This is a genomic window from Pseudomonas sp. GM21 (assembly GCF_000282215.1).
GTDB lineage: Bacteria > Pseudomonadota > Gammaproteobacteria > Pseudomonadales > Pseudomonadaceae > Aquipseudomonas.
This window is the reverse complement of sequence record NZ_AKJS01000069.1, coordinates 40,823-65,671: the sequence shown is the minus strand read 5'-3', so window position 1 is coordinate 65,671 and position 24,849 is coordinate 40,823. Positions and strand designations below refer to the sequence as shown.

Sequence of the window (24,849 nt, the reverse complement as noted above, 5' to 3'; positions counted from 1 at the left end):
AGGCTTCGCCAGCTGCTACATGAGTGCATCACTGCTGAAAATACTTATGCCGCGCTGGCGGCAAATTTTTCGTAGTAAAAATTCGCAGGCTTGACGCCTTGCTCGCGAATGAACTGACTGACCGCCTCGACCATCGGCGGCGGGCCGCACAGGTAGACGTCGACGTCGCCCTCGTTCAAATGCCGGGGCTCGATGTGTTGAGTCACGTAACCCTTGAGCGGGTGCTGACTGTCGGGGCTGGCCACGCAGGCACTGAAGCTGAAACTCGGGATGCGTGCGGCGAAGGCTTCGAGCCGATCGAGCTCCACCAGGTCGAAATCGTTGGTCACGCCGTAGATCAAATGCAACGGATGTTCGCTGCCCTGCTCGGCGATTTTTTCCAGCATCGCCGTGAACGGCGCCAGGCCCGTACCACCCGCCAGCAGCAACAACGGACGACGAATGTCGCGCAGATAGAAACTGCCCAACGGTCCAGCCAGGCTCATGCAGTCGCCTGCTTTCGCCATGCCGGTCAGGAAGCTGCTCATCAAGCCGCCAGGCACGTTGCGGATCAGGAAACTGACCTCGCCGTCGCGCTGCAACGAGCTGAACGAATAGGCGCGGGTCTGCTCGCTGCCGGGAATCCCGAGGTTGACGTATTGCCCCGGCAGGAATGCCAGGGTGCTCAGCGCTTCGCCCTTGATCGACAACGCGATGGTGCTGTCAGACAACTGCCGCACAGCGCTGATCGTCGCCTCATAACTGGCCTGCCGGGTGCGGCAAACATCCGAGGATGCCGGCACCCGCACCACGCAATCGCTCTGGGCGCGCATCTGGCAAGTCAGGACAAAACCCAGCTCGGCTTCTTCGGCGCTGAGCGCGTCTTCGATGTACTCCTCACCCAAGTCATAACGACCGGCCTCGGCGAAGCATTTGCAGGTGCCGCACGCGCCATCGCGGCAATCCAGCGGGATGTTGATGCCCTGGCGGTAGGCGGCATCGGCCACGGTTTCGCCGGCATTGGCGTCGATGAACCGGGTGACCCCGTCTTCAAAATTGAATGCAATGGAATGCGTCATGACCGCCGCCTCACAAGTGGTAGACATCGATGACCTGGCGAACGTAATCGTTCTTCAGGATCACTTTCTTGGCCTTGATCAGCGGGTTTTCGCCGCGCACATCGAGGGTGTAGAAACTGCTGCCGAAATAGCTGTCGACGGTCTTGTAGCGAAAGCTCAAGGTGTGCCAGTTGAAGCGCACCTTGCACAGACCGTCCGCCTGTTCGAGCAGCTCGATGTTGCTGAGGTTGTGCGACGTCCGAGTGTCCGGAATGCTCGCGCTGGAGCGCTCGGTCTTGATGCGAAAGATGCGGTCTTCCAGGCCGGTGCGGTTGCCGTACCAGATCAGCGAGATTTCCCGCTGCGGGTCTTCGGTCAACTCGTCGTTATCGTCCCAGGACGGCATCCAGAACGAGGCGTCGACCGCATACAGCTCCAGCCACTCGTCCCATTGCTTGTCGTCAAGGTAGCGTGCTTCGCGATACAGAAAATCGCGCACGGCTTCATAGGTGATGGTCATTGCACGGCCTCCACGGCAATCAATTCGGGCTGTTCCGCGGCCAACGCCTTGAGCATCGCTTGCTGCCAATACTTGTGTTGCAGCACGAACAGGCCTTCGTCTTCGGTACGCACGCCACTGAGCAGCGGATGCAGGTCGATTTCCTTAGCCGCCTCATCGGCGCCCTCGACCCAGTGCTCGGCCCCACGGGACATGTCATTCCAAGTGGTGACGCTGCCCTGATAGCTGGTCTGGCATGAGCGAAACTCTTCCAGATCGTCCGGGGTGGCCATGCCGCTGACGTTGAAAAAATCCTCGTACTGGCGAATCCGGCTGGAACGGGCGTGATCGCTTTCGCCTTTGGGGGCGATGCAGTAAATGGTGATTTCCGTGCGGTTGACCGAGATCGGCCGGGCGATGCGGATCTGCGAGCTGAACTGATCCATCAGGTACACGTTCGGGTACAGGCACAGGTTTCGCGAGTTCTCGATCATCCAGTCGGCGCGGGCCTGGCCAAAGTCTCGGGCCAATTCGTCGCGACGCTCGTACAGGGGACGGTCCTCGGGGTTGGACCAGCGCGTCCAGAGCAGCATATGGCCTTTGTCGAAGGAGTAGAAACCACCGCCCTGCTTGGCCCAAGTGCCGGCGCTCATGGTCGGATTGCTGTCGCCGGCCTCTCGCTGCTTGCGCTGGTTTTGCGTCGCCGCATAGTTCCAGTGCACCGAACTGACGTGGTAGCCGTCGGCGCCGTTTTCGGCGGTGAGTTTCCAGTTGCCTTCGTAGATGTAGCTCGAAGACCCGCGCAGCACTTCCAGGCCATCAGCGGACTGGTCGACGATCATGTCGATGATCTTGGCGGACTCGCCGAGGTGTTCAACCAAAGGCACCACATCGGCCTTGAGGCTGCCAAACAGGAAGCCGCGATAGGACTCGAACCGCGCGACTTTGGTCAGGTCGTGTGAGCTTTCGCAATTGAAGCTCGCCGGGTAGCCGGCCGCTGCCGGATCCTTGACCTTGAGCAGTTTGCCGGAGTTGTTGAAGGTCCAACCGTGGAACGGGCAGGTGTAGGAGCTTTTGTTGCCGGTCTTGTGCCGGCACAGCGTCGCGCCGCGATGGCTGCAGGCGTTGATGAACGCATTGAGCACACCGTCCTTGTTGCGCGCGATGAAGATCGACTGGCGCCCCATGGTGGTGGTGTAGAAATCGTTGACGTTGGGAATCTGGCTTTCGTGAGCCAGGTACAGCCAGTTGCCTTCGAAGAGGTGTTTCATTTCCAGATCGAACAACCGTGGATCGGTAAACATCTCCCGCTTGCAGCGATAGATGCCGGTTTCTTTGTCATCTTCAAGCAGGGAGTGAAGGTATTCGGGTCGCAGGGACATGGCCGCCGCCTCCATTGTTTTTATTCAGGCAGGGCCATGCTAAGACGGGGGGATAAGGCGGACTATCCGCTGGGTGCAAACCTGTATCCGTTTACTGCAGCAGTCAGGTGCAACGCAACCCTGTAGCAGCTGCCGAGCCCGCGAGGCTGCGTTCGAGGGCGCAGCACTCGCAAATGGGTTCGCATAGTGTTTCGGTAGAGCGCATTGTTCCTTGGCGAGCGCTTCGCACTCGAACGCAGCCTCGCAGGCTCGACAGCTGCAGGGATATTTGGCGGGTCAGTGGCGGCGTTTGAGGGTATCGGAAGGCAGTTCGCCGAATTGTTTGCGGTAGCTGTCGGAGAACCGGCCCAGGTGCAGGAAGCCATAATCCATGGCCACTTCCGTGACGTTGCGCACGTTGCACGTCGGGTCGCTCAGGCACTGGTTGATGCGCTCCAGCTTCTTCTGGCGGATATAGTTTTGCGGGGAAGTTCCCGCGTTGCGCTCAAACAGCCCGTACAACGAACGCAGGCTCATTCGCGCCTGACGTGCCAGTTCTTCGCTGTCGATGTCGTGCTTGAGGTGGTGTGCGATGTAATCGGCAATCACCTCAAACGTGGGCGAGTTCAGGCCGCCGCGGATAACATTGGTTTTCATCAGGCTGAGCATCTTGCTGACGATGATCTGGGCGTAGTGTTCCTGCACACGCGGGATCTGCTCGGTGGCCTCGGCTTCCTGGCAAATCATCGCCAGCAGGCTGACGAAACCTTCCAGCTCATCGAGCTGGTAACGGTTCTCCAGGAACCGCACGCCCTGCCCCGGGTACTGCCAGCGCTGTTCATCGCATACCGACTCAAACAAACGTGTGGGGACTTTCAGGATGAATTTTTCGCAATCGTCGGAATAGGTCAGATCGACCGGTTCATCGGGGTTGATCAGCAGTAACTCACCCGGTGCGAAGTAATGCTCCTGCCCGCGCCCACGCGCCAGGCAGTTGCCCCGCAGCAGCACTTGCAGGTGATAGATGCTGTCGAGCGCGCCTGACGTCACGCGCACGCTGGCGCCGTAGCTGATGCGGCACAGGTCCAGGCTGGCGAATTTGCGATGATCGAGGCTGGCCAGCGGTCGACCGGCCTTGGGCATCAGGATGCAATGGTTGCCAACATGCTGATTGACGTAACCCGATACCGCATAAGGGTCGGCATGGTCGAATACTCTGCTGCGCTCACTCAACAGTTGCGCGTGCATAATCAGGTCACTCTCATTGTTGTTATCGGCGGTTGGGCCATTCTAGTGCCCTGGCCCAAACACAAAAGGCCACGAGATAAACGGTCAGTTATCTCGCAGCCCGGTTCGTTGCTAGAGGTGATCAGTCCTCCAGCGCACGAACCCGTTCGTGACGTTGCTGTTCTTCTGGTTGCGCCGTGGACTGCAAGGTGAAATCGAATTCGATTTCGGCAAACCGGCCGCTGACACCATGTGCTGCTGCGCGTTGCTGATCGTCGCTGAAGGTGATTTTGGCGATCAGTTCATCACGGGTGGCGTAGGCGAAATCGTCGTGCAGGTATTTTTCGCCATCGAGGTTGATCTGGGTGGTCAGATGGCGATGATCCGGTGCCGAGATGAAGAAGTGCACGTGCGCCGGACGCTGGCCGTGACGGCCCAGTTGATCGAGCAGTTGCTGAGTCGGACCATCCGGTGGGCAGCCGTAACCCGACGGCACGATGCTGCGGAAACGGTAGCGACCTTCAGCATCGGTCACGATCCGGCGACGCAGGTTGAATTCCGATTGCGTGGTATCGAAGTACGAGTACGTACCGCCGGTGTTGGCGTGCCAGACGTCCACCACGGCACCGGCCAGCGGTTCGCCGGCGGTGTTGAACACGCGCCCCTGCATGAACAGCGTCACACCCGGATCGAGACCATCATCGAGACGCGCTTCGCCTTCGGACAACGGCGCACCGGCCACGTACAACGGGCCTTCGATGGTGCGTGGCGTGCCGCCGGATTTGCCGGCCTGCTCGTCTTCGGCGTCCATCAGCAGGTCGAGGTAATGCTCCAGACCGAGCCCGGCGACGATCAGCCCGGCCTCCTGACGCGCGCCCAGTACGTTGAGGTAGTTAACGGCTTTCCAGAACTCTTCCGGGGTCACGGCGAGGTCTTCGATGATGTTTACCGAATCACGCAGGATGCGGTAGATCAGGGCCTTGGCTCGCGGATTACCGGCATCGTTGTGCAGGCCGCTGGCCTCTTCGAGAAACTTCTGGACTTGGGCAGTGTGGGAGATCTTGACGTTCATTTTGTTGGGTTCCTCATCTTGTAATTATTTGCTTGGCGAACTGAACAGGCTGGGTTCAGCGGTCATCCTCGCGGATGGAAGACGGGTGCCGGCACATCGCGTCGATCTCGATCGCCATGTACGGAAACAGCGGCAGTTGCATCAACAGGTCGTGCAGTTCTTGAACGCTGTCGACGTCGAATACGCTGTAATTGGCATAGTGCCCGGCGATGCGCCACAGGTGACGCCACTTGCCTTGCTCTTGCAGGCGGTGGGCCAGGGCTTTCTCGTCAGCCTTGAGTTTGGCTGCGGTTTCCGGGTTCATGTCGACCGGCAGGTTCACGGTCATTTTTACGTGGAACAGCATGATCTCTCCTCAGGCTTGATGAACGGAAGTGGATGTTTTGTCGCGACGGAAAAACGCCAGGCGTTCTTCGTCCAGGGTCAGGCCCAGGCCCGGTGTTTGTGGGACATGCAGCTCGAAATCGCGATAAACCAGCGGCTCGCTGAGAATATCTTCGGTCAGCAGCAAGGGGCCGAACAGTTCGGTGTCCCAAGCCAGTTTGTTCAGGGTGATAAAGGCATGGGCCGAGGCCATGGTGCCGAGGCCGCCTTCCAGCATGGTGCCGCCGTACAGGGCGATGCCGGCTGCTTCGGCAATCGCGGCAGTACGCAGCACGGCGCGTGGGCCGCCGTTCTTGGCGATCTTCAAGGCAAACACCGACGCAGCGCCTTCGCGCGCCAGATTGAAGGCGTCTTCCACGCATTCGATGGACTCGTCGGCCATGATCGGCGCCGGGCTCATCGCATTCAGACGCGCCATGCCGGCACGGTTGTTGCGCGATATTGGCTGTTCGATCAAGTCGATGCCGTTGGTGCCGAGGATCCGGCAAGCGCGCAACGCGACCGCTTCATCCCAGGCCTGATTGACATCGACCCGCACGCTGGCGCGGTCGCCCAGGGCTTTTTTGATCGCAATGACGTGGGCCAGGTCGCGGTTGACTTCACCGGCACCGATTTTCAGCTTGAAGATCCGATGGCGGCGCAGGTCGAGCATTTTTTCCGCTTCGGCGATGTCTTTGTCGGTGTCGCCGCTGGCCAGGGTCCAGGCCACCGGCAAGGCATCACGAACACGCCCGCCCAGCAATTCGCTGACCGGCAGGCCGAGGCGCTTGCCCTGGGCATCGAGCAACGCGGTTTCGATCCCGGATTTGGCAAAGGTATTGCCACGAATGCTGCGTTCCAGACGCAACATGGCGGCATTCACATTGCCGCTGTCCTGGCCGATCAGCAGCGGTGCGAAGTGTGTGTCGATGTTGGTCTTGATGCTGTCCGGGCTTTCGTTGCCATAGGCCAGGCCACCGATGGTGGTGGACTCACCGATCCCTTCAATGCCATCGGCGCAGCGCACACGGATGATCACCAGGGTCTGATTCTGCATGGTGTGCATCGCCAGCTTGTGCGGGCGGATGGTCGGCAGATCGACGATGATCGTCTCGATGGATTCAATGGCTGTTGCACGCATGTCGATACCCGTCAGGTTCTTAAAGTTCTGGAACCGATTCTCGTACGGCTTTTTTCGCGATGCCAATATAGAATTGGTCTGACTTGATACCTTTAAGGTATGCAAACGACTGATGTTCGGAGGCCCCATGGAACTGCGTCACCTGCGGTATTTTCAGGTGTTGGCTCAAACCCTTAATTTCACCCGTGCCGCCGAACTGCTGCACATCGCCCAACCGCCCCTGAGCCGGCAGATCCAGCAACTGGAAGACGAGCTGGGCGTGTTGCTGCTGGAGCGCGGCCGCCCGCTGAAGCTGACGGAGGCCGGGCGGTTTTTCCATGAACACTCCACCGCCCTGCTCGAACAGCTGAACAAGGTCTGCGACAACACGCGGCGGATCGGCCAGGGAGAAAAGACCTGGCTGGGCATCGGCTTCGCGCCTTCGACCCTCTACGGTGTGCTGCCGGAATTGATCCGCCGTCTGCGCAGCGGCGAGCCGCTGGAGCTTGAACTGGGGCTGTCGGAAATGACCACGCTGCAACAAGTGCAAGCGCTCAAGGCCGGGCGAATTGATATTGGTTTCGGGCGAATTCGCATCGACGACCCGGCGATCATTCAAACGGTGCTCACCGAAGACCGCTTGGTCGCCGCCCTGCCCGCCGGCCATCCCCTGCTGTCCGGGCCGGTCAGCCTGCGCCAACTGTCCAAAGAACCCTTTGTGCTGTACCCGGGCAATCCGCGCCCCAGCTATGCCGACCATGTCATAGCGCTGTTCGAGTCCTACGGCGTGAGCATTCACGTGGCGCAATGGACCAATGAACTGCAAACAGCGATCGGTTTGGTGGGTGCCGGGATCGGCGTCACGCTGGTGCCAGCCTCGGTGCAGCTGCTGCACCGCGACGACATTGGCTTTACCCCGTTGCTGGAAGACAACGCCACCTCGCCGATCATTCTCAGTCGGCGGGTGGGCGATGTTTCCCCGGGGTTGAATCATTGTTTGAAGATGATCGAAGAGTTGCAACCGCAGGCCAGGTTTTAATGGGAGTTCTTGTCCCAGAACCAGTTCCAGAAACCCGGCAGTTCTACTGGCTGCGAACTGTCCTTGACGGTGCGCGCCATCGCCGCGCGCAGCACCGCGTCGTGATCGTCGTAAAACGGCTTCTGCGCCAGTGGCACGCCGCTGGCCTTGGCGCTGTCGATCAGGATTTGCAGGTATTCCCGGGTGTGCCGGGCGGTGTAGCGATTGAGGTCGTGGAAGGTCACCACCACGGGAATCACCCCATCCACGGTCGGCAACTCACCCTGCGCAATGCGCTCACGCACTTCAGACATTGAACGCAGCATATGCGAGCGTCGCCGGGGGCTGGCGTTAAAGCCCCAGATTTTGCCGTCATTGGCGCTCAAATCGGTTAGCAGCACATGCATGCCGTGCTGTTGATAGGCGGCGAAGACGCGTTTGTCATAGTTCCAGAATGGCGGACGTACCAGGGTCGGCGGCTTACCGGTGATGGCTGCTATGTCTGCACTGCCTTTGCTCAGCGCCTGTTCCAGTTCTTGCGGGCTCAGCGAGCGGTGATTGGTGTGCCAGTGGGTGGCGGTGTGAAACCCCAGCACCTGTCCTTCTTCCTGTTCGCGATGCATGAGCTGGCGCCCGATGTCACTGTCGCCGGCCCGTGGCGCGCCGGTCTGCACGAAAAACACCGCTTTGATGTTCGGCTGTAGGGGATTGTCCTTCAGGCTGTCGAGCACGGTCGCGGTGGGGTTCCAGAAGCTCGAAGCGCTGGGGCCATCGTCGTAGGTCAACAGAAAGCGAATCGGCGCCTGGGCCTGCAGGCGTTGTTCCGTCTGCGGGGTCAGTTGGATGGGGGCAGCGATACAGCCTGCGAGCCCGACGGCGATGGCCATTGTGCTGAATAGTGTGTACAGCTGCTTCATGTTTTGCCTTGGATCAGACCGTGACGGTCAACTCATCAAATGGCAAAAGTCCTTCGCCCGTTCATCCTTCGCCGACCCGCCAGTGTCGCGGGCCGGAGTTGGATCAGGGTACACAGTGTTTGGTTCCGCTGCCCACCCTCCTCGCTTACTGCGCCAAGGCCTGCTGGAACGAGTGGTCGATGATCGGCGCGGTCGCCAGCGCCGTCGGCAGTGCCTTGACCTTGAACAAGAAGTCCGCGGTGCTCTGCAAATCCGCCGCCGCTTGCTGATCCACCGGGCCGACGGTCATGTGGGCCTGACGCAACCAATGGCGCGACACGTTCTGATCGAGATTGGCTTTCTTCGCCCACAGGTCGGCGTATTCGTCGGTATGGCTGTCGACCCAGGCACGGGCTTTTTTCAGGCGCACCAGGAAATCGGCGATGGCTTCGCGCTTGCTGTCGATGGCCGGTGTCGAGGCGGCGATGGCGCTGAGGCCAGGCATCAGGTTTTTAGCAGTGAGTATCGGGCGCGCGCCGGAAAACAGAATCTGCTGGGAAATGTACGGTTCCCACACCGGGAACGCGTCGATGCTGCCCTGAGGCAATGCGGCTGAGGCGTCTATCGGCATCAGTTTGATGAACTCGACGTAGTCTTCCGGTAGATCGGCTTTCTCCAAAGCGCGCAGGGTCAATTGCTGGCTCCAGGCGCCGGGCCAATACGCGACTTTCTTGCCCTTGAGATCGGCGATGCTGCGGACCGGTGAATCCTTGGGCACGAGCAAGGCAATGGTGTCCGGATTCTGCCGCGACACACCGATCAGCTTCACCGGCGCCTGTTTGGCTGCCAGAAACAGAAAGCCGGAATCCCCGAGAAACCCCACGTCCAGTGCGCCGGTGTTCAATGCTTCGGCCAGTGGTGCAGCGGCCTGGAAATGCTTCCAGTCGACGGTATAGGGCGCGCCCTCCAACGCACCCGAGGCCTCCACCGAAGCGCGCACGTTGTAGTAATTCTGATCGCCGACATGCAGGACCACGGGGTCGGCGGCGTAGGTGATCGGGGCGGCAAACAGTGCACTGGTCAACAGACTGCGCACGAATCGGGACAGGTTCATCGGAGGCTCCAGGGGCGTTATTTATATAGACCCTAACGCTCTTACAAACACCTTTATAAATTCTATTTGTGCATAAGCTCATGACCTGAATCCAGTGGTGTTGCCCCAGCAACACCCATTCAACACACTGTCTGCCCCGGTACACCAATCACGTCTCTTAACACGGAAAACGCCCCGACAAACCGGTAAATCCCGGACATGGCACAGAGCCTGCAATATTCCATTTATGCAGGAAGCACTCAGACAAAATATTTTTCTGGATATAAAAAAATCGTCGCCTTGCCCGGAGCCACCCCATGAAATCCACCTTCCGCTTTTCCAGCGTCAAGTACCTGCTGAGCGCCTGTGCACTGGCCCTGAGCCTGCAACCGCTGGCCCAGGCTGCCGAAACGCCACCCGCCGAGGTGCATCTGGATTACGCCTATTACTCACCGGTGAGCCTGGTGCTCAAGCACTTCGGTTTCCTTGAGAAGGCCCTGCCACAGACCAAGGTCAGTTGGGTCCTGAGCCAAGGCAGTAACCGTTCACTGGAATACCTCAATAGCGGCGGCGTCGACTTCGCTTCGTCCGCCAGCCTGGCCGCTGTGCTCAGCCGCGCCAACGGCAGCCCGATCAAGTCGGTTTATGTGTACAGCCGCGCCGAGTGGACCGCGTTGCTGGTGCGCAAGGACTCGCCGTACAAAACCGTGGCAGATCTCAAAGGCAAGAAAATCGCCGCCACCAAAGGCACCGATCCGTATCTGTTCACCTTGCGCAGCCTGCAACAGGCCGGCTTGAGCAAAGACGATGTCGAACTGGTGCATTTGCAGCACCCGGACGGTCGCATCGCCTTGGAGAAAGGTGACGTCGACGCTTGGGCCGGGCTGGATCCGCACATGGCGGCCAGCCAGGTTCAGGCCGGTTCGCGCTTGTTGTATCGCAACACCCAGTTCAACAGCTACGGCGTGGTCAGCGTCACTGAAACCTACGCCAAAGAGCATCCGCAAACGATCGATACCGTGCTGAATGCTTATGAACAGGCCCGTGATTGGGCGGTAAAAAATCCAGACGAATTGGCGAAATTGCTCGCCAGCGAATCCGGCCTGCCGCTGGAAGTGGCCACGCTGCAACTGTCGCGCACGGACCTCAGCAGCCCGCAGCTGACCGCCAAGGATGTGCTCGCCTCGAAAGCCGCGGCGCCCATTCTTGTGTCCGAGGAGCTGGTTCGTCGTGGGGTGAATGTCGATCAGGTCATCGATCAACTGATCGATACCGGCGTTAAACAAACCGTGGCTCGTCAGTAACGGGGAACTCATGACCAGCAAAAGCAAAAATCTGCCACTGGAACTGCCCACGCCGCGCCGCGCCAGGTTTTCCCTGCACAACGCCTGGCGCCTGCGCCTCAAGGGCCTGGTGTTGCCGGTGCTGATCGTTCTGTTGCTGGAGTTCGTCGTGCGGATCGGCTGGTTGCCCTCCTACCAAATGCCGGCGCCGAGCGAAATCGCACTGACCCTCAGGGACCTGGCCGACGGTGCATTGTGGAAACACATCAGCGCCAGCCTGCTGCGGGTGTTACTCGGTTTCGCCATCGGCGCCAGCCTGGCGCTGGTGTTCGCCGCGTGGGTGGGGTTGAGCCGTGAAGCCGAGGCGTATCTGGAACCGACGTTCGCCGGTTTGCGCTCGATCCCGAGCCTCGCCTGGGTGCCGCTGTTGTTGCTGTGGCTGGGCATCGACGAGACCTCGAAAATCGTTTTGATCGCGATCGGCGCGTTTTTTCCGGTGTACCTCAACGGCGTTGCGGCCATCCGCGACATTGATCGCAAACTGGTGGAAGTCGGGCAAATGTATGGTTTCAGTCGGCGTCGGCTGGTCCGGCGGATTCTCCTGCCCGCCGCCCTGCCCGGCCTGTTCACCGGGTTGCGCAGTGGCATGAGCCTGGCGTGGATGTTTCTGGTGGCCGCCGAACTGATCGCCGCGACCAAAGGCTTGGGCTATCTGCTGAGTGACGGTCGCGAGACTTCGCGCCCGGACATCGTGCTGGCCGCGATCATCGTGTTGGCGCTACTGGGCAAACTCAGCGACGGCCTCCTCGCCGGCCTGGAGAAACGTTTCCTGGCCTGGCGCGACACCTTCAACGGTCAAAGTACCGAGGACTAAGCCATGACCGCGCACCTGCTGGACATTCGGGTCGAGCGCAAATCCTTTGCCGCCACCACCGTCCTGAAAAACATTCACCTGCAATTGCAGCCAAGGGAAACCGTCAGTCTGCTCGGCCCCAGCGGCTGCGGTAAAAGCACGTTGCTGCGCATCGTCGCCGGGCTGGAAAAGGATTTCCAGGGCGAACTGCGCAACAACGCGGGCGAAGTGGCCTTCGTGTTTCAGGAGCCACGGCTGATGCCCTGGCTGACGGTCGAGCAAAACATCGGTTTCAGCGCCGACAACCATTACGACAGAGCCTGGGTCGCACAACTCATTGAGGAAGTCGGCCTGGGCGGTTTCGCCCAAGCGCTGCCCAAAGCCCTGTCCGGCGGCATGGCTCAGCGCGTCGCAATAGCGCGGGGGCTGTATTCGCGACCGCAGGTCTTGTTGTTGGACGAGCCTTTCAGCGCGGTGGACGCCTTCACCCGCATGAAGCTTCAGGATCTCTTGCTGCAACTCGCCCAGCGTCACGCCATCGCCCTGCTGCTGGTGACCCACGATGTCGATGAAGCGCTGTACCTCAGCGACCGGGTGCTGGTCATGGACAATCGGCCCAGCAGCATCCGCCAGCAACTGAGCGTGGATTTGCCCCATCCACGGGATCGGCGCGATCCGCAGCTGGCGAGTTTGAAGGCGTTGTCATTGACCGAACTGCAGCGTGCCCATGTGATCTGAAGGCTAAGCTGAACATTCTCGTCACAGCTTTCAACCGCAGGGTCAGCCGATGTGTGGACGACTGTCGCAGTACCGGGGCATTCACGACTTTGTTGCCGTGTTGAGCATTCCCGACGCAATGATCAATCACGTCGGGGATGAGCCTCTGGCTCGCTACAACGCGGCGCCCACCACCCAACTCGCCCTGTTGCACCTTGAGCCTGACGGCTTGCACGCCGATCCGGTGCGCTGGGGCTGGCGCCCGCACTGGGCGAAAGATCGCGCGGCACCGATCAACGCGCGAGTGGAAAAAGTCGCTCATGGCCCATTCTTCCGGGCGATCTGGCCACACCGCGCGATTGTGCCGATCGACAACTGGTTCGAATGGGTCGATGCCGGTGATTCGACGCGTCTGCCCTGGCTGATTCGTCGACGGGACGGCGCACCGAGTTACTGTGCAGCCATCGGCCAATTTCCCGGCCCTGGCAATGAGCCGCGCGGCGACGACGGTTTCGTCATCATCACGGCGGACAGCGTTGGCGGCATGCTCGATATTCATGACCGGCGACCGGTGGTTTTGTCACCTGAACTGGCGCGCGAATGGCTTGATCCGGCCACACCAAAAGAGCGCGCCGAGCAGATGGTGCTGTTACAGGGTGAAACCAGCGAAATATTCGAGTGGTACAGGGTCGAAAAAGCTGTCGGTAATGTCAGGAATCAGAGCAGCGCATTAATCAATAAGCTTGATTAACGCCCAACAAATGGACGGCCACGCTATAAGCAAACTGAATAGCTACCAATTAAGAATGCATATAAGCGTTACACCGTCTGCTTCTCACCAGGCTCTCTTACCGCGTAATGCCGAATTGGCCATTAACCGCTGGTCCGACACTTCCTCCCTCGTACATACATAAAGCGACATAAAAGTTAGGATTCGCGCCGCATTTCCCATGGCATTGCCCAGTCGACCAAAGAGTCGACAAAGAAGGAAACTCCTAACAATCAACAAGCCTTGCAGAGAACTAAGTTGCGCGACGATCTTGTAATTAATCAAGTCAGCAGCCTGGAGTGTGTGCACCTGTCGAAGACGGAGCGCTATCAACTTGACTGCTTTATCGGGCAATACATAAAGACCCGAAACCTGCGACCTATTCCCAATATCAGCGAAATTCTGCGTACAACGCTTGCGTACTACACCGGCAAACCACCGGTCATGGTCAACGAGCTTAATGCATGGATCGACAAGACCTTGGGCTTTCGGGCTTCCCATCCGGATTTTCCGGAACTGGAAGACCTTTGAAATAACGTTCGGCAAAAGAAAAGCCCCGCTTGATAGCGGGGCTTTTTCGTATACGTGGGTCGGTCAGGGCTTCAGAGGACGCTCTTCATCGCGGTCTGACAACTCTCGGCTGTCGTCATGTTTCCAGTCCTGCCGCGAACGTTCTTGACGCCTGATCTCTTCCTCCGAGGGTTCATCCTCATCTTCAAAATCCGGACGTTTGGGATCGTTGGCCATGCGCACCTCTCTTCCTGTGAAGGGACTTCTTAAGCGTAGAACAAATTCCAGCGCTCGATTCAGAGCCACCAGCGCAGCAAAAAGAAAAAACCCATGCTCAACAGCATGCTAAGCAAGGTGTTGCGGGTGTAAAGCACCAGTCCCACCGCCACCAGCGAACTGATCAGGTAGGGGTTGTCCCACTGCAGGTTCAGTTGTTTGTCGGGCATGAACACAATCGGCCCGCAAATTGCGGTCAACATGCCCGGTACGGCAAAACCGAGGAACTGTCGGGCATTGCTGCTCAAGCGCACCGGCAGCCGGGGCTCGAGAAACACGTAGCGATTGAGAAACACCAGCACGCCCATTCCGATAATCACCGCCCACACCATCATGCTGCGCGTCCCCTGTAGAGTTTGTTGCAGATAAAACCCGCGGTCATGCCCGCCAAGCCGGACAGCACCAGCGCCGAGCCCCATTGCCAGTAACTGAACAACACCGAGCAGAACAGCGACACCGCGACGCACACCACAGTGGGCACGTTGCGCACCACCGGCGTGATCAACGCGATAAAAGTGGCGGCGATGGAGAAGTCCAGGCCCAGATGCTCCAGCCCCGGAATGCTGCTGCCCAGCACAATGCCTGCCAGGGTGAACAGGTTCCAGGCGATGTAAAACGTCAGCCCGACACCCAGCGCGTACCAGCGATTGAATTGCTGTTTGTCGTGCTGACTGGTCAAGGCAAACAGCTCGTCGGTGAGCAAAAAGCCCAGCCCCACCCGCCAGCGCCCCGGCAACGGTGAAATCACCGAACGCATGCTCATGCCGTAAAGCAAATGCTGGGACGTCAGCAACACCGTGGTCAGCAAAATCGAAAAGATCCCGGCACCGCCCTTGAGCATGCCGATGGCGACCAATTGTGCGGCACCGGCAAACACGATGCTCGACAGCCCCTGCCCTTGCAGTGGGGTGAGGTTGGCCTCAATGGCCATGGACCCGGCCAGCAAGCCCCATGGCGCGGTGGCCAGGGACAGCGGCATGATCGCGGCGGCGCCACGCAGAAACGCACTGCGCGGCATGAGTGAATTCGACATAACGCCCTACAACCAGTGAAAGACCGCTGACTTTGCCAGCAGTCGCGGGGATTATCGAGCCAAACACACTCGTGTTCGCTGATATGCACTGAACACCTCGAACCCATGGAGCCGCCGCTGACGCCCGAGTACCATGAAGCAACTCGCATAACAGATCAGGGGAGGCAACATGCTTTACCGGATCGCTGCCGACGGGCTGCTGCTGTTTCATCTGTTGTTCATTCTCTTCGTACTGTTCGGCGGGCTACTGGTGCTCAAGTGGCGGCCGCTGATCTGGGCGCATCTGCCTGCGGCCGCGTGGGGCGTGACGGTTGAAGTCTTGCACTTGACCTGCCCGCTGACCCAGTGGGAAAACCTGATGCGCCAGGCGGCCGGGCAAACCGGTTACGGTGGCGGCTTTATCGAACACTACATATGGCCAGTCATTTACCCGGCCGGCCTGACACCCGCGATTCAATTGGCGCTGGGCAGCGTGGTGCTGGCAATCAACGTATTGGTCTATCTTCGTCTGATCAGGCTGTGGAAATTGCGCCGGGTCACCTGAAACAAGCGCCGAGGATTGAGTCCATGCTGTCGATTGAAGACCTGAGCCTGCTCCAGGCGATCCGCGAGACCGGCAGCCTGTCCCGGGCTGCCGCTCACTTGGGCAAGGCGCCGTCGACCGTGTCTTACGCCGCGCGGCAACTGGAGGAACGCTTCGACGCGTTGCTATTCGACCGTCGTCGTTACCGCTTGCAGCTCACCCCGGCCGGCGAGTTGCTGGTGAACGAGGCGGCGCGGTTGATGCAGGACGTGTCCCGGCTGACCCAGCGAGTGCAGCAAGTGGCCAACGGCTGGGAAAGCCGGTTATGGATTGTCACCGACGAACTGCTCGAATTCGAAGCCTTGATTCCCGTGATCCACGAATTCGACGCACTGGAATCCGGCGTGCCGTTGCGCATCACCCAGGAGGTGCTCAAAGGCGTGTGGGAAGCCCTGCGTGAAGGCCGAGCGGACTTGATCATCGGCGCCACCAACGAGCCGCCGGCGATCCCGACCCTGCGCTGGATGCAATTGGGGGAAATGGAGTGGGTATTCGCCGTGTCGCCAAAACACCCGTTGGCCAAAGCCAAAGAGCCGATATCACGGGCGATGGTGGCGCAACACCGGGCGATTGTCGTAGCTGACTCTTCGCGAGTCACGGAAGGCAGCACCTACGGCGTCTCTGGCGGCCAACCGGTGCTCGCGGTGCCGACCATGCGTGCAAAAGTCCTGGCTCAATGCGCTGGCCTGGGCGTCGGCTGGCTACCCCGCCACCGGGTTGGCTCGTTACTGAACAACGGCACCCTGGTGGAAAAACAGATGGCCGACCCGCGCGAACCGAACATTCTGTATACCGGCTGGCGCGGCGATCATGACGGTCGAGCATTGGGCTGGTGGCTGGAAAAACTCAAGCAGTCGTACCTGTCCACCCGGCTGGTTCAGGGCAGCGACCGGTTTGTCTGAACTCAGTTGGCCGTGACACTCATGTTCCGTCCGCTGGCCTTGGCCACATACAGTGCTTTGTCCGCCGCGCTGACCAGGTCTTCGGGCTGGTCCTGCGAGGCCGGGTTGAAGGCGCAAACACCGATACTGACCGTCACCCTGCCCCCCGGGCTTTCACAGTGCGCAATGTCCGCCCGCAGGACCGCGTGACGGATATTTTCGGCCACCAGAAAAGCCCCCGGATAGTCAGTACCAGGCAGCACCACCGCAAACTCTTCGCCACCGTAACGGGCCGCGAGGTCACCGGGGCGCTTGATGTTGTCCTTGATGATCGCGCTGATCCGGCGCAAACATTCATCGCCGGCCACATGACCATAACGATCATTGAAGCTCTTGAAGTGATCGACATCGATCATCAGCATCGCGAGGTGGGTCTGGGTGCGCCGTGCGCGGCCCATTTCCGCGAGGATAAACAGGTCGAATTGACGCCGGTTGGACAGTCCGGTCAACGCATCCTCAAGGGCCAGCAATTCAAGGCTGCGATTGACCTCGATGAGTTTTTCCTGGCCATCGAGCAACACACGCTGGATGTGATGTTGCTGCTTCATGCCGTGAATGAGGCGGTAACCAAGCACGCCCAGAATCAGCAGCAGCGATAACATGATACCCGCGCTCAGCGCCGTCTCTTTGCGCCAGTCCGCCAGCACTTCCTCCTTGTCCAGCGCGGCGAAGATGATCAGCGGATACCCGCTGACCCGCCGAAACCCCACTACCCGCACCACACCGTCCACAAAGGACCGGACAGTGGTTGTACCGGAATCACCTTCGGACAACAGCTGGGTAAACAGCGGCGCATTGGCCACGGTGCTGCCAATTTCAGCCTCGTTGAATGGCCGCCGAACAACAATGCTGGCGTCATCGCTGATCAGGTTGATCGCGCCGTTACGGCCCATATCGATACTGTCGTAGAGCTCAAGGAAATGACTGAGATTGATGGTGGCCAGCGCCACACCGGCAAATCCGCCATCCGGATGATTGATCCGGCGTGACACGGTCATGATCCATTCACCGCTCGAACGACTTTTTATCGCCCGACCGACATGCGGACCACGGTCAGGATGGTCTCGATGAAAAATGAAATATTCACGGTCGGCATTATTCGCGCCCGGCACCTCGGCGCCATTGGAATTGGCGATCCAGCGCCCTTCTTCGTCAAAAACGAACAAGCCGTGCAGTTGCTTCAGCTCGCTGCGTTGAGCGCCGAGCAAACGTTGCAATCTGGGCAGTTGTTGCGCTCCGACGCCGTCATTTTCGAGGCGGTCCACCAAAGTAAACAGCAGCGTGTCGGTCTGTTTTATCGTTGCCTGCGCTTGTGACGCGAGGGTCTGCGCCAGGTTGGACATGGCCACTTCTTTGTCATGCAAGTGGTACTGGCGCGAAGTCCAGGCTTCCCAGATCACAATCGCCGTCATCGACAGGCACACCGCCACAAGCAGTACCACCGCGTGTCGGACCTTGAGCCTCGACGCACGCAGGCTGCGCTTCCACGGCGCGGTGGTACGGGCACTTTCAATGGGATTTTTAATAGACGAATGCCCCCATGACGCTCGTTGACTCGTTATGACAGGGCGACTTCTCCTGTTCGCCCTTGAATGACCTACCCGAGACAATAGGTGATTTGCGCACATCATGACGGGCTAATGCAGGGAAACCGCCTCAATGCCTTACTTCGACGACTGTTTCACCGCCTCAAGCCAGGCCGGATCCAGACGGGATTGATCGGGGTCGATGCCCAGTGTCTCCATGCGCGCCTTGTGCTGATCCATCTCGCGGACCAACTGACTGTGGTCGCTGGAGTTAGCGTCCAGTTCATGCATCTGGTTCAAGCCCAGGTGGTAAAAACGCAACAGCTTCATGGCCGCCGGATCACCCGTCTCCACCGCTGCGGTGACCTGATGCATGATGTTGGTGACGCTCATCAGGCTGCGCTTGAGCCGCCAGCCGTACACCGCCGCCTCCATCCAGGGCTGGTTCCAGAATGTGCCGCGCATCAGCGCCACCATCAGCAACACCGCGACAAACACACCGCCGACGTTAAAGCGCAGGTTGTCGCCGCCGGGCTCACCGAACAACGCCACCGCTGCCGTGGACAGCCCCATGGCCAGCACCAGGAAAATCAGGGCAATAATCAGCGTACTGCGGCGCGTCTGCTGTCGATAGGCTTGGGCATTCTTCGGCTGGATTTCGAACATCGCGACAGGGTTCCTTGGGGCATGGACAAAAAAGACGGCCAGGCATTATCGCCTCTGCGAGGGATTTAGCTATGCTGATGATCCTCTTCATCTTTTCATCATCAAACGGGGGACTTGGCGGTAAAGCGCAGTTCGTGCCATCTTCATCCACGGATACACTCTATTCGGATGCCATTCGCGCGGCTCGGTGAGTGACATCGTTTTAAGGATCATTGAATGACCCAACGACAAGTAATCAACGCCTCGGTCAGCCCAAAAGGCAGCCTGGAAACCCTTTCTCAACGCGAAGTCCAACAACTGAGCGAAGCCGGTTCCGGCAGCACCTACGACATCTTCCGCCAATGCGCCCTGGCCATCCTCAACACCGGCGCCCATGTCGACAACGCCAAAACCATCCTCGAAGCCTACAAAGATTTTGAAATCCGCATCCATCAGCAAGATCGCGGCGTTCGCCTGGAACTGCTGAACGCACCGGCCGACGCCTTCGTCGACGGTGAAATGATTGCCAGCACCCGCGAGATGCTGTTCAGCGCCCTGCGTGACATCGTCTACACCGAAAACGAACTCGACAGCCAACGCATCGACCTGAGCACCTCGCAAGGTATCAGCGACTACGTGTTCCACCTGCTGCGCAACGCCCGCACCCTGCGTCCCGGCGTCGAGCCGAAGATCGTGGTCTGCTGGGGCGGTCACTCGATCAACACCGAAGAATACAAATACACCAAGAAAGTCGGCCACGAACTGGGCTTGCGCAGCCTCGACATCTGCACCGGTTGCGGCCCCGGCGTAATGAAAGGCCCGATGAAGGGTGCGACGATCGCCCACGCCAAACAGCGTATCCACGGCGGGCGTTACCTTGGATTGACCGAACCGGGCATCATCGCCGCCGAAGCCCCCAACCCGATCGTCAACGAGCTGGTGATCCTGCCGGACATCGAAAAACGTCTGGAAGCGTTCGTGCGCGTCGGCCACGGCATCATCATTTTCCCGGGCGGCGCGGGCACGGCCGAAGAGTTCCTGTACCTGCTCGGCATCCTGATGCACCCGGACAACCAGCACCTGCCCTTCCCGGTCATCCTCACCGGGCCTAAACATACCGCCCCGTATCTGCAACAGCTGGATGCGTTTGTCGGCGCCACACTGGGCGACGCCGCGAAGAAGCATTACGAAATCATTATCGACGATCCGGCGCAGGTCGCACGGCAAATGACCCAGGGGCTCAAAGAGGTCAAACAGTTCCGCCGCGAGCGCAATGACGCATTCCACTTCAACTGGCTGCTGAAGATCGACGAAGGCTTCCAGCGCCCGTTCGACCCGACCCACGAAAACATGGCCAACCTGAAACTGAGCCAGGCACTGCCGGCCCACGAACTGGCCGCCAACCTGCGCCGCGCGTTCTCCGGCATCGTCGCCGGCAACGTCAAGGACAAGGGCATCCGCCTGATCGAACAGCACGGGCCTTACCAGATCCGTGGCGATGCAGCGATCATGCATCCACTGGATGAACTGCTCAAAGCCTTCGTCGCCCAACACCGGATGAAACTGCCGGGTGGTGCGGCTTATGTGCCGTGTTATCAGGTTGTGGCCTAGCCCTCGACCGGACCAACACTAAAAATCCCTGTGGGAGCGAGCCTGCTCGCGATGAGGCCCTGTCAGTCAACATTGATATTGGATGACACACCGCCATCGCGAGCATGCTAACCCCTGTAGCAGCTGACGAGCAGCGCGAGGCTGCGTCCGGCTGCGCAGCAGTCGTAAAATCGGAACATGCGGTATTTCAGACAGACCGCGTCAGCAGGATTTACGACTGCTTCGCAGCCGGACGCAGCCTCGCGCTGCTCGTCAGCTGCTACAGGGGTTAGTGTTGGTTACAGGTGATCGGCGTCGATTACAGCCTTGGCAAACGCCTTCGGGTCTTCCTGCGGCAGGTTATGGCCGATGCCGCCATTGATCAGTCGGTACTCATACTTGCCGGTAAAACGCTTGGCATAATCCTCGGCCGCCGGGTGCGGTGCGCCATTGGCGTCGCCTTCCATCGTGATGGTCGGCACTGTGATCGAAGGTGCCTTGGCCAACTGCTGCTCCAGCGCTTCGTATTGTGGTTCACCTGAAACCATGCCCAACCGCCAGCGGTAGTTGAAGATCGTGATCGCAACATGGTCAGGGTTGTCCAGCGCGACTGCGCTGCGGTCATAGGTCACGTCGTCGAAGGCCCACTTCGGGGACGCCGTTTGCCAGATCAGCTTGGCAAAGTCATGACGGTTTTTTTCGTAGCCGGCCTGGCCGCGCTCGGTTGCGAAATAGAACTGATACCACCACTGCAACTCCGCCTTGGGCGGTAACGGGTTCTTCCCGGCAGCCTGATTGCCGATCAAATAGCCGCTCACCGAGACCAGCGCCTTGACCCGCTCCGGCCACAGCGCCGAGACGATATCCGCTGAACGCGCGCCCCAGTCATAGCCGCCGATCACGGCCTGTTTGATCTTCAGCGCATCCATGAAGTCGATGACGTCACTGGCCAACGCGGCAGGCTGGCCGTTGCGCAGAGTCTTGTCTGACAGGAAATGCGTGTCGCCGTAACCCCGTGCATACGGGATCAATACCCGATAACCCTTGGCCGCCAGCAGCGGCGCCACTTCGCTATAGCTGTGAATGTCGTAGGGCCAGCCATGCAGAAGAATCACCACCGGACCCTCGGCCGGGCCGACTTCGGCGTAAGCCACATTCAGCAAGCCGGCATTGACGTGCTTGAGCGGACCGAACGGGGTATACGCCTGCGCACTGGCCACCACTGGTTCTGTGGTGGCAGCTTGCGCAGTGGCAGCGCCGAGGGCACCGAACTGCAGCAGCGCGAAAGCGAGCATCGTCGGCGCCATGAAGCGGCGGCGTGATGCGGATTTACGGCTCAACACATTCATCTTCATGTCGATTTCCCTGCAAGTCATTTATCTGTGGTTTTAGCAGCGGGTGTGAGGCGAGTGTCTTGTTTCGATGGAAACCATTTAATCGCCCGCCGGTATCTGCCATGTGTCGTCAATACAGAGTTATTAAGGCGTAAGGTATCCAACAGCACGCCCGATACAGTGCGATACAAATCCCCGCAACGGCCCGCAATGCGCACCACGCGAACAACAAGAGGGTTGAGCAATGGAGCATGTGAACCACATCCTGATCGTCGATGACGATCGCGAGATCCGCGAGCTGGTGGGCAATTACCTGAAGAAAAATGGCCTGCGCACCACCGTGGTTGCCGACGGTCGGCAGATGCGCCATTTTCTGGAAGCCAATCAGGTGGACCTGATCGTGCTGGACCTGATGATGCCCGGCGATGACGGCCTGGTGCTGTGTCGTGAATTGCGCGCCGGCAAACACAAAGCCACGCCGATCCTGATGCTCACCGCGCGCAACGACGAAACCGATCGTATCCTCGGCCTGGAAATGGGCGCCGACGATTACCTGACCAAACCTTTCGCTGCCCGTGAGTTGCTGGCGCGGATCAACGCCGTATTGCGCCGCACACGGATGCTGCCGCCAAACCTGCTGATCACCGAAACGGGCCGGTTGCTCGGCTTCGGACGCTGGCGCCTCGACACCACGGCGCGCCACTTGCTGGATGAAGACGGCACCATGGTCGCCCTCAGTGGCGCGGAATACCGCTTGCTGCGCGTGTTCCTCGACCACCCGCAACGGGTACTCAGCCGTGACCAATTGCTTAACCTGACCCAGGGCCGCGATTCCGACCTGTTCGACCGCTCCATCGATTTGCTGGTGAGCCGTTTGCGCCAACGCCTGTTGGATGATTCACGCGAGCCAACCTACATCAAGACCGTGCGCAGCGAGGGCTATGTGTTTTCCTACCCGGTGGAGCTGCTCGGCGCAGAATCGGGATCCACACCAAAATGAAGATCCCCTGTGGGAGCGACATGGATCAACGCGCTCGATAACGACTATGCCCAAGGGTGTTTTTTCATCACCGGGCTCCAGCACTACAGTGGCGACATCTTCTTCCCACGCTCTGGAGCAACTTCATGAAAAGCCTCATCGGTCTTGGTTTCGCCCTCTCGGTACTTGGCGCTACGTCCGCCATCGCTGCGCCGCACGCCACCTCCCAGGTTGTCGCCGCCGTTAAAGTCAGCCAGCCGGCCACACTGAACGTGAACACCGTCGGTAGCGATCACAAAGACAGTCAGCCGAGCACACTATATGTTGCTGAAAACCGCCCTGAGTTCGGCTCGAAGTATCAACGTTATTGATTAATGACTTTTGCGCCGTTTGAACAAAAAACCCCGGATAGATCCGCTCTACCCGGGGTTTTCTTTGAGCCACACTGATCCCCCCGTAGCAGCTGCCGAGCCCGCGAGGCTGCGTCCGGCCGCGTGGCGGTCGTCAAATCAGGCGACGCAGTGTTTCAGGAAAACCGAGTGCGCAGGGTTTACGACCGCTGCGCGGCCGGACGCAGCCTCGCAGGCTCGGCAGCTGCTACCACCAATCGTGCGGCAAGGGCTTTGGCCTGTAGCGCGACGTCGGTGACTGCGGTGCTTTCCCACCACATGCCGCGCAACGGTGGCCCCATGGCGAACAGACGCCGGGCGATCTGGCCCTCGGCGTCCAGTACGGCACCGTCGACAGCCGCCGCAATCCCCAATGCCAACGGTCCCGGGCGAATCAATCCGCGCGCCAGCAGTTGCTGTGGCAGCGGTCGAGCGACCCGGCGCCAGTCATACTCGATGCCACTGGAGTTGATCAACGCCGCGCCCCGCACCACACAGGTATCGGCCTCGCCACGGCGACGAATGCGAATGCTGACCCCGTCCTGCGACCCCGGCTCTAGGCCTTTGAACGACGCCGCCTGAATTCGCAAGCGCCCTTCCCTGTGCAACCGCTCCACCAGGGCGGCACTCAAGGGTGGCGAGCGGTGGTGATGACTTTCCCACCACGGCCGGACATGTCGCACAAACTGCCGACGCTGCCGGTCTGTCGCCTGATTCCATAACCGTCCGATGTGTGCCCGCACGGTGTCGAGGGGGGCTTGCCAGTCGATGCCTTGGACGATGGCCTCCCGACAATGTCGACGCAGTTCGCGCACCAACTGGCGGGGTGTGCGAATGCTGTGATCCTCGGCCAGAAAATCGACCCAGGCCGGTGGTTGCCGACGCACATGCGGGAGCAAGCCATGCCGGGAAAACACTTCGATCGGCCCGCGATGCCCGGCCTGTTCCAGCGACACCACGGCATCGACCATGGTCAGGCCGGAACCTATGATCAGCACCGTCGACTGTGGATCAAGCTGGCGCATGGCGGCGACATCCCACGGATCCAGCGCGGCGGCATTCAAACCGCTGGACTCTTTCTGCGGCGTGCGCGCGGCAGGAAACATCCCGGTCGCCAGCACTGCAAAAGCGCCCTGCAAGCGTTGCCCGTCACTCAATGTCAGCCGAACTGAATCGTCGTCCGTTTGCAGATCGATCACTTCCGCCTGCACATGCTCGACCGTGGAGCCATTCAGTGCCCCGACGGCTTGCGCTTCGGCCAGGCGTTGCTGCACGTACACGCCGAACAGACCCCGTGGCGGGAACAATTCGCTGATCGGCACCGGTTGTTCGGCCGATTCGGGCCAGCCACCAGCGCCGATGTGGTCGGTCAGCCATTGCGTGAGGTCATCGGCGTTATCCGGGTCAACACTCATCCGTGCCGCGTTGCCGTTCAGCGTATGGCCCAATTCGACCGCGCTATAGGCTTCACCCCGACCCAATTCGGTACGCGGTTCGATCACCAGCACCGAGCGCCGGCCAGGCAAGCGCAACAGTTGCGCCGCCAGCATCGCGCCACTGAGGCCGCCGCCGATGATCAGAATGTCGGCGTGGCGGGCGTTGCTCGCCGGTCCGCTTTGGATTTCGTTCATGCCCTGCTCACTGGTTAATGGTTGCCGGAATGGAAAGCTGTGCGGGCCACCTTAATGTGTTGCTCTCCAGCAACAAATCCCTCTTTGGTAGGAGTGAGCCTGCT

Annotated in this window: 27 protein-coding genes; 11 read left to right on the top strand and 16 right to left on the bottom strand. The window is 59.8% G+C overall.

Annotated elements, in window-relative coordinates:
* Nucleotides 1–44 precede the first annotated feature (44 nt).
* The 7 genes from benC to PMI22_RS19395 all read right to left on the bottom strand — a co-directional run bounded on the left by benC (nt 45) and on the right by PMI22_RS19395 (nt 6,700).
* The gene (benC, locus tag PMI22_RS19365; RefSeq protein ID WP_007944754.1) at nt 45–1,058 is read right to left on the bottom strand and encodes a benzoate 1,2-dioxygenase electron transfer component BenC; all 1,014 of its coding nucleotides are present in this window, start codon (nt 1,056–1,058) and stop codon (nt 45–47) included.
* Between the two features lie 10 nt (nt 1,059–1,068).
* Complete coding sequence (gene benB, locus PMI22_RS19370; protein WP_007944753.1) at nt 1,069–1,557, bottom strand: benzoate 1,2-dioxygenase small subunit; 489 nt, start codon at nt 1,555–1,557, stop codon at nt 1,069–1,071.
* Nucleotides 1,554–2,918 carry a benzoate 1,2-dioxygenase large subunit gene (benA, locus tag PMI22_RS19375; RefSeq protein ID WP_007944752.1) on the bottom strand — a complete coding sequence of 455 codons (1,365 nt, stop codon included), beginning with the start codon at nt 2,916–2,918 and terminating at the stop codon, nt 1,554–1,556. Before benA ends, benB begins: the two co-directional genes overlap by 4 nt.
* Before the next feature lie 276 nt (nt 2,919–3,194).
* Nucleotides 3,195–4,148 carry an AraC family transcriptional regulator gene (locus PMI22_RS19380; protein WP_033049064.1) on the bottom strand — a complete coding sequence of 318 codons (954 nt, stop codon included), beginning with the start codon at nt 4,146–4,148 and terminating at the stop codon, nt 3,195–3,197.
* A 118-nt stretch (nt 4,149–4,266) separates the two neighbouring features.
* Nucleotides 4,267–5,196 (bottom strand): catechol 1,2-dioxygenase, encoded by a 930-nt coding sequence (gene catA, locus PMI22_RS19385; RefSeq protein ID WP_007944750.1) that lies wholly within the window; start codon nt 5,194–5,196, stop codon nt 4,267–4,269.
* 55 nt (nt 5,197–5,251) lie between these two features.
* Nucleotides 5,252–5,542, bottom strand: a complete 291-nt coding sequence (catC, locus tag PMI22_RS19390) for a muconolactone Delta-isomerase (RefSeq protein WP_007944748.1) — start codon at nt 5,540–5,542, stop codon at nt 5,252–5,254.
* Between the two features lie 9 nt (nt 5,543–5,551).
* Nucleotides 5,552–6,700, bottom strand: a complete 1,149-nt coding sequence (locus PMI22_RS19395) for a muconate cycloisomerase family protein (protein WP_007944747.1) — start codon at nt 6,698–6,700, stop codon at nt 5,552–5,554.
* Nucleotides 6,701–6,827: 127 nt separating this feature from the next.
* Here PMI22_RS19395 and PMI22_RS19400 point away from each other — a divergent pair, with 127 nt between their 5' ends.
* Complete coding sequence (locus tag PMI22_RS19400) at nt 6,828–7,718, top strand: LysR family transcriptional regulator (protein WP_007944746.1); 891 nt, start codon at nt 6,828–6,830, stop codon at nt 7,716–7,718.
* Here the strand turns inward: PMI22_RS19400 and PMI22_RS19405 are convergent.
* Both PMI22_RS19405 and PMI22_RS19410 read right to left on the bottom strand, forming a co-directional pair.
* Nucleotides 7,715–8,614 carry a polysaccharide deacetylase family protein gene (locus tag PMI22_RS19405; RefSeq protein ID WP_007944745.1) on the bottom strand — a complete coding sequence of 300 codons (900 nt, stop codon included), beginning with the start codon at nt 8,612–8,614 and terminating at the stop codon, nt 7,715–7,717. The two genes, PMI22_RS19400 and PMI22_RS19405, sit on opposite strands and share 4 nt — an antisense overlap.
* 145 nt (nt 8,615–8,759) lie before the next feature.
* Nucleotides 8,760–9,707, bottom strand: coding sequence for an ABC transporter substrate-binding protein (locus PMI22_RS19410; protein ID WP_007944744.1), 948 nt, complete (start codon nt 9,705–9,707; stop codon nt 8,760–8,762).
* Between the two features lie 296 nt (nt 9,708–10,003).
* Between PMI22_RS19410 and PMI22_RS19415 the strand changes: the two genes are divergently transcribed.
* From PMI22_RS19415 to PMI22_RS30450, 5 genes are all read left to right on the top strand, one after another.
* On the top strand, nt 10,004–10,990 hold the full coding sequence (locus PMI22_RS19415) for an aliphatic sulfonate ABC transporter substrate-binding protein (protein ID WP_007944743.1): 987 nt from the start codon (nt 10,004–10,006) through the stop codon (nt 10,988–10,990).
* 10 nt (nt 10,991–11,000) lie between these two features.
* Entirely contained in the window at nt 11,001–11,843 is an 843-nt protein-coding gene (locus tag PMI22_RS19420; protein ID WP_007944742.1) for an ABC transporter permease, read from the top strand.
* A gap of 3 nt (nt 11,844–11,846) precedes the next feature.
* Nucleotides 11,847–12,560: an ABC transporter ATP-binding protein gene (locus tag PMI22_RS19425; protein ID WP_007944741.1), complete on the top strand. Its 714-nt coding sequence runs from the start codon at nt 11,847–11,849 to the stop codon at nt 12,558–12,560.
* Nucleotides 12,561–12,609: 49 nt separating this feature from the next.
* Complete coding sequence (locus PMI22_RS19430) at nt 12,610–13,290, top strand: SOS response-associated peptidase (RefSeq protein ID WP_007944740.1); 681 nt, start codon at nt 12,610–12,612, stop codon at nt 13,288–13,290.
* Between the two features lie 276 nt (nt 13,291–13,566).
* Nucleotides 13,567–13,839, top strand: a complete 273-nt coding sequence (locus tag PMI22_RS30450) for a hypothetical protein (protein ID WP_007944739.1) — start codon at nt 13,567–13,569, stop codon at nt 13,837–13,839.
* A gap of 63 nt (nt 13,840–13,902) precedes the next feature.
* Here PMI22_RS30450 and PMI22_RS31585 read toward each other — a convergent pair whose 3' ends face one another.
* The 3 genes from PMI22_RS31585 to PMI22_RS19440 are packed head-to-tail and all read right to left on the bottom strand — an operon-like array spanning nt 13,903 to nt 15,127.
* Nucleotides 13,903–14,055: a hypothetical protein gene (locus tag PMI22_RS31585; RefSeq protein ID WP_007944738.1), complete on the bottom strand. Its 153-nt coding sequence runs from the start codon at nt 14,053–14,055 to the stop codon at nt 13,903–13,905.
* Between the two features lie 59 nt (nt 14,056–14,114).
* Nucleotides 14,115–14,426: an AzlD domain-containing protein gene (locus tag PMI22_RS19435; protein WP_162830874.1), complete on the bottom strand. Its 312-nt coding sequence runs from the start codon at nt 14,424–14,426 to the stop codon at nt 14,115–14,117.
* Entirely contained in the window at nt 14,426–15,127 is a 702-nt protein-coding gene (locus PMI22_RS19440; protein WP_007944735.1) for an AzlC family ABC transporter permease, read from the bottom strand. The genes PMI22_RS19435 and PMI22_RS19440 overlap by 1 nt, the downstream gene beginning before the upstream one ends.
* A gap of 169 nt (nt 15,128–15,296) precedes the next feature.
* Between PMI22_RS19440 and PMI22_RS19445 the strand changes: the two genes are divergently transcribed.
* Together PMI22_RS19445 and PMI22_RS19450 are read left to right on the top strand one after the other, a co-directional pair.
* Nucleotides 15,297–15,671: a DUF2784 domain-containing protein gene (locus tag PMI22_RS19445; protein ID WP_007944734.1), complete on the top strand. Its 375-nt coding sequence runs from the start codon at nt 15,297–15,299 to the stop codon at nt 15,669–15,671.
* A gap of 23 nt (nt 15,672–15,694) precedes the next feature.
* Nucleotides 15,695–16,612 carry a LysR family transcriptional regulator gene (locus PMI22_RS19450; RefSeq protein ID WP_007944733.1) on the top strand — a complete coding sequence of 306 codons (918 nt, stop codon included), beginning with the start codon at nt 15,695–15,697 and terminating at the stop codon, nt 16,610–16,612.
* A 2-nt stretch (nt 16,613–16,614) separates the two neighbouring features.
* Here the strand turns inward: PMI22_RS19450 and PMI22_RS19455 are convergent, their stop codons facing one another.
* Together PMI22_RS19455 and PMI22_RS19460 are read right to left on the bottom strand one after the other, a co-directional pair.
* Nucleotides 16,615–18,093: a sensor domain-containing diguanylate cyclase gene (locus PMI22_RS19455; protein ID WP_007944732.1), complete on the bottom strand. Its 1,479-nt coding sequence runs from the start codon at nt 18,091–18,093 to the stop codon at nt 16,615–16,617.
* 222 nt (nt 18,094–18,315) lie between these two features.
* Nucleotides 18,316–18,843, bottom strand: a complete 528-nt coding sequence (locus PMI22_RS19460) for a DUF3087 domain-containing protein (protein ID WP_007944731.1) — start codon at nt 18,841–18,843, stop codon at nt 18,316–18,318.
* A 216-nt stretch (nt 18,844–19,059) separates the two neighbouring features.
* On the opposite strand from PMI22_RS19460, the gene ppnN reads away from it, so the two are divergent.
* Complete coding sequence (gene ppnN, locus PMI22_RS19465; protein WP_007944730.1) at nt 19,060–20,433, top strand: nucleotide 5'-monophosphate nucleosidase PpnN; 1,374 nt, start codon at nt 19,060–19,062, stop codon at nt 20,431–20,433.
* Between the two features lie 278 nt (nt 20,434–20,711).
* Here the strand turns inward: ppnN and PMI22_RS19470 are convergent, their stop codons facing one another.
* Nucleotides 20,712–21,767, bottom strand: coding sequence for an alpha/beta fold hydrolase (locus PMI22_RS19470; protein ID WP_007944728.1), 1,056 nt, complete (start codon nt 21,765–21,767; stop codon nt 20,712–20,714).
* A gap of 223 nt (nt 21,768–21,990) precedes the next feature.
* Here PMI22_RS19470 and PMI22_RS19475 point away from each other — a divergent pair, with 223 nt between their 5' ends.
* Together PMI22_RS19475 and PMI22_RS19480 are read left to right on the top strand one after the other, a co-directional pair.
* Nucleotides 21,991–22,746: a response regulator gene (locus PMI22_RS19475; protein WP_007944727.1), complete on the top strand. Its 756-nt coding sequence runs from the start codon at nt 21,991–21,993 to the stop codon at nt 22,744–22,746.
* A 125-nt stretch (nt 22,747–22,871) separates the two neighbouring features.
* On the top strand, nt 22,872–23,096 hold the full coding sequence (locus PMI22_RS19480; protein WP_007944726.1) for a hypothetical protein: 225 nt from the start codon (nt 22,872–22,874) through the stop codon (nt 23,094–23,096).
* Between the two features lie 179 nt (nt 23,097–23,275).
* Here the strand turns inward: PMI22_RS19480 and PMI22_RS19485 are convergent, their stop codons facing one another.
* Nucleotides 23,276–24,745 (bottom strand): FAD/NAD(P)-binding protein, encoded by a 1,470-nt coding sequence (locus PMI22_RS19485; protein WP_007944725.1) that lies wholly within the window; start codon nt 24,743–24,745, stop codon nt 23,276–23,278.
* Nucleotides 24,746–24,849 lie beyond the last annotated feature (104 nt).

Bases quoted from the DNA above. Each gene is read 5' to 3' on its own strand.
- benC (WP_007944754.1), bottom strand. From the start codon at position 1,058: ATGACGCATTCCATTGCATTCAATTTTGAAGACGGGGTCACCCGGTTC.
- benB (WP_007944753.1), bottom strand. From the start codon at position 1,557: ATGACCATCACCTATGAAGCCGTGCGCGATTTTCTGTATCGCGAAGCA.
- benA (WP_007944752.1), bottom strand. From the start codon at position 2,918: ATGTCCCTGCGACCCGAATACCTTCACTCCCTGCTTGAAGATGACAAA.
- catA (WP_007944750.1), bottom strand. From the start codon at position 5,196: ATGAACGTCAAGATCTCCCACACTGCCCAAGTCCAGAAGTTTCTCGAA.
- catC (WP_007944748.1), bottom strand. From the start codon at position 5,542: ATGCTGTTCCACGTAAAAATGACCGTGAACCTGCCGGTCGACATGAAC.
- PMI22_RS19395 (WP_007944747.1), bottom strand. From the start codon at position 6,700: ATGCGTGCAACAGCCATTGAATCCATCGAGACGATCATCGTCGATCTG.
- PMI22_RS19400 (WP_007944746.1), top strand. From the start codon at position 6,828: ATGGAACTGCGTCACCTGCGGTATTTTCAGGTGTTGGCTCAAACCCTT.
- PMI22_RS19405 (WP_007944745.1), bottom strand. From the start codon at position 8,614: ATGAAGCAGCTGTACACACTATTCAGCACAATGGCCATCGCCGTCGGG.
- PMI22_RS19410 (WP_007944744.1), bottom strand. From the start codon at position 9,707: ATGAACCTGTCCCGATTCGTGCGCAGTCTGTTGACCAGTGCACTGTTT.
- PMI22_RS19415 (WP_007944743.1), top strand. From the start codon at position 10,004: ATGAAATCCACCTTCCGCTTTTCCAGCGTCAAGTACCTGCTGAGCGCC.
- PMI22_RS19420 (WP_007944742.1), top strand. From the start codon at position 11,001: ATGACCAGCAAAAGCAAAAATCTGCCACTGGAACTGCCCACGCCGCGC.
- PMI22_RS19425 (WP_007944741.1), top strand. From the start codon at position 11,847: ATGACCGCGCACCTGCTGGACATTCGGGTCGAGCGCAAATCCTTTGCC.
- PMI22_RS19430 (WP_007944740.1), top strand. From the start codon at position 12,610: ATGTGTGGACGACTGTCGCAGTACCGGGGCATTCACGACTTTGTTGCC.
- PMI22_RS31585 (WP_007944738.1), bottom strand. From the start codon at position 14,055: ATGGCCAACGATCCCAAACGTCCGGATTTTGAAGATGAGGATGAACCC.
- PMI22_RS19435 (WP_162830874.1), bottom strand. From the start codon at position 14,426: ATGGTGTGGGCGGTGATTATCGGAATGGGCGTGCTGGTGTTTCTCAAT.
- PMI22_RS19440 (WP_007944735.1), bottom strand. From the start codon at position 15,127: ATGTCGAATTCACTCATGCCGCGCAGTGCGTTTCTGCGTGGCGCCGCC.
- PMI22_RS19445 (WP_007944734.1), top strand. From the start codon at position 15,297: ATGCTTTACCGGATCGCTGCCGACGGGCTGCTGCTGTTTCATCTGTTG.
- PMI22_RS19450 (WP_007944733.1), top strand. From the start codon at position 15,695: ATGCTGTCGATTGAAGACCTGAGCCTGCTCCAGGCGATCCGCGAGACC.
- PMI22_RS19460 (WP_007944731.1), bottom strand. From the start codon at position 18,843: ATGTTCGAAATCCAGCCGAAGAATGCCCAAGCCTATCGACAGCAGACG.
- ppnN (WP_007944730.1), top strand. From the start codon at position 19,060: ATGACCCAACGACAAGTAATCAACGCCTCGGTCAGCCCAAAAGGCAGC.
- PMI22_RS19470 (WP_007944728.1), bottom strand. From the start codon at position 21,767: ATGAAGATGAATGTGTTGAGCCGTAAATCCGCATCACGCCGCCGCTTC.
- PMI22_RS19475 (WP_007944727.1), top strand. From the start codon at position 21,991: ATGGAGCATGTGAACCACATCCTGATCGTCGATGACGATCGCGAGATC.
- PMI22_RS19480 (WP_007944726.1), top strand. From the start codon at position 22,872: ATGAAAAGCCTCATCGGTCTTGGTTTCGCCCTCTCGGTACTTGGCGCT.
- PMI22_RS19485 (WP_007944725.1), bottom strand. From the start codon at position 24,745: ATGAACGAAATCCAAAGCGGACCGGCGAGCAACGCCCGCCACGCCGAC.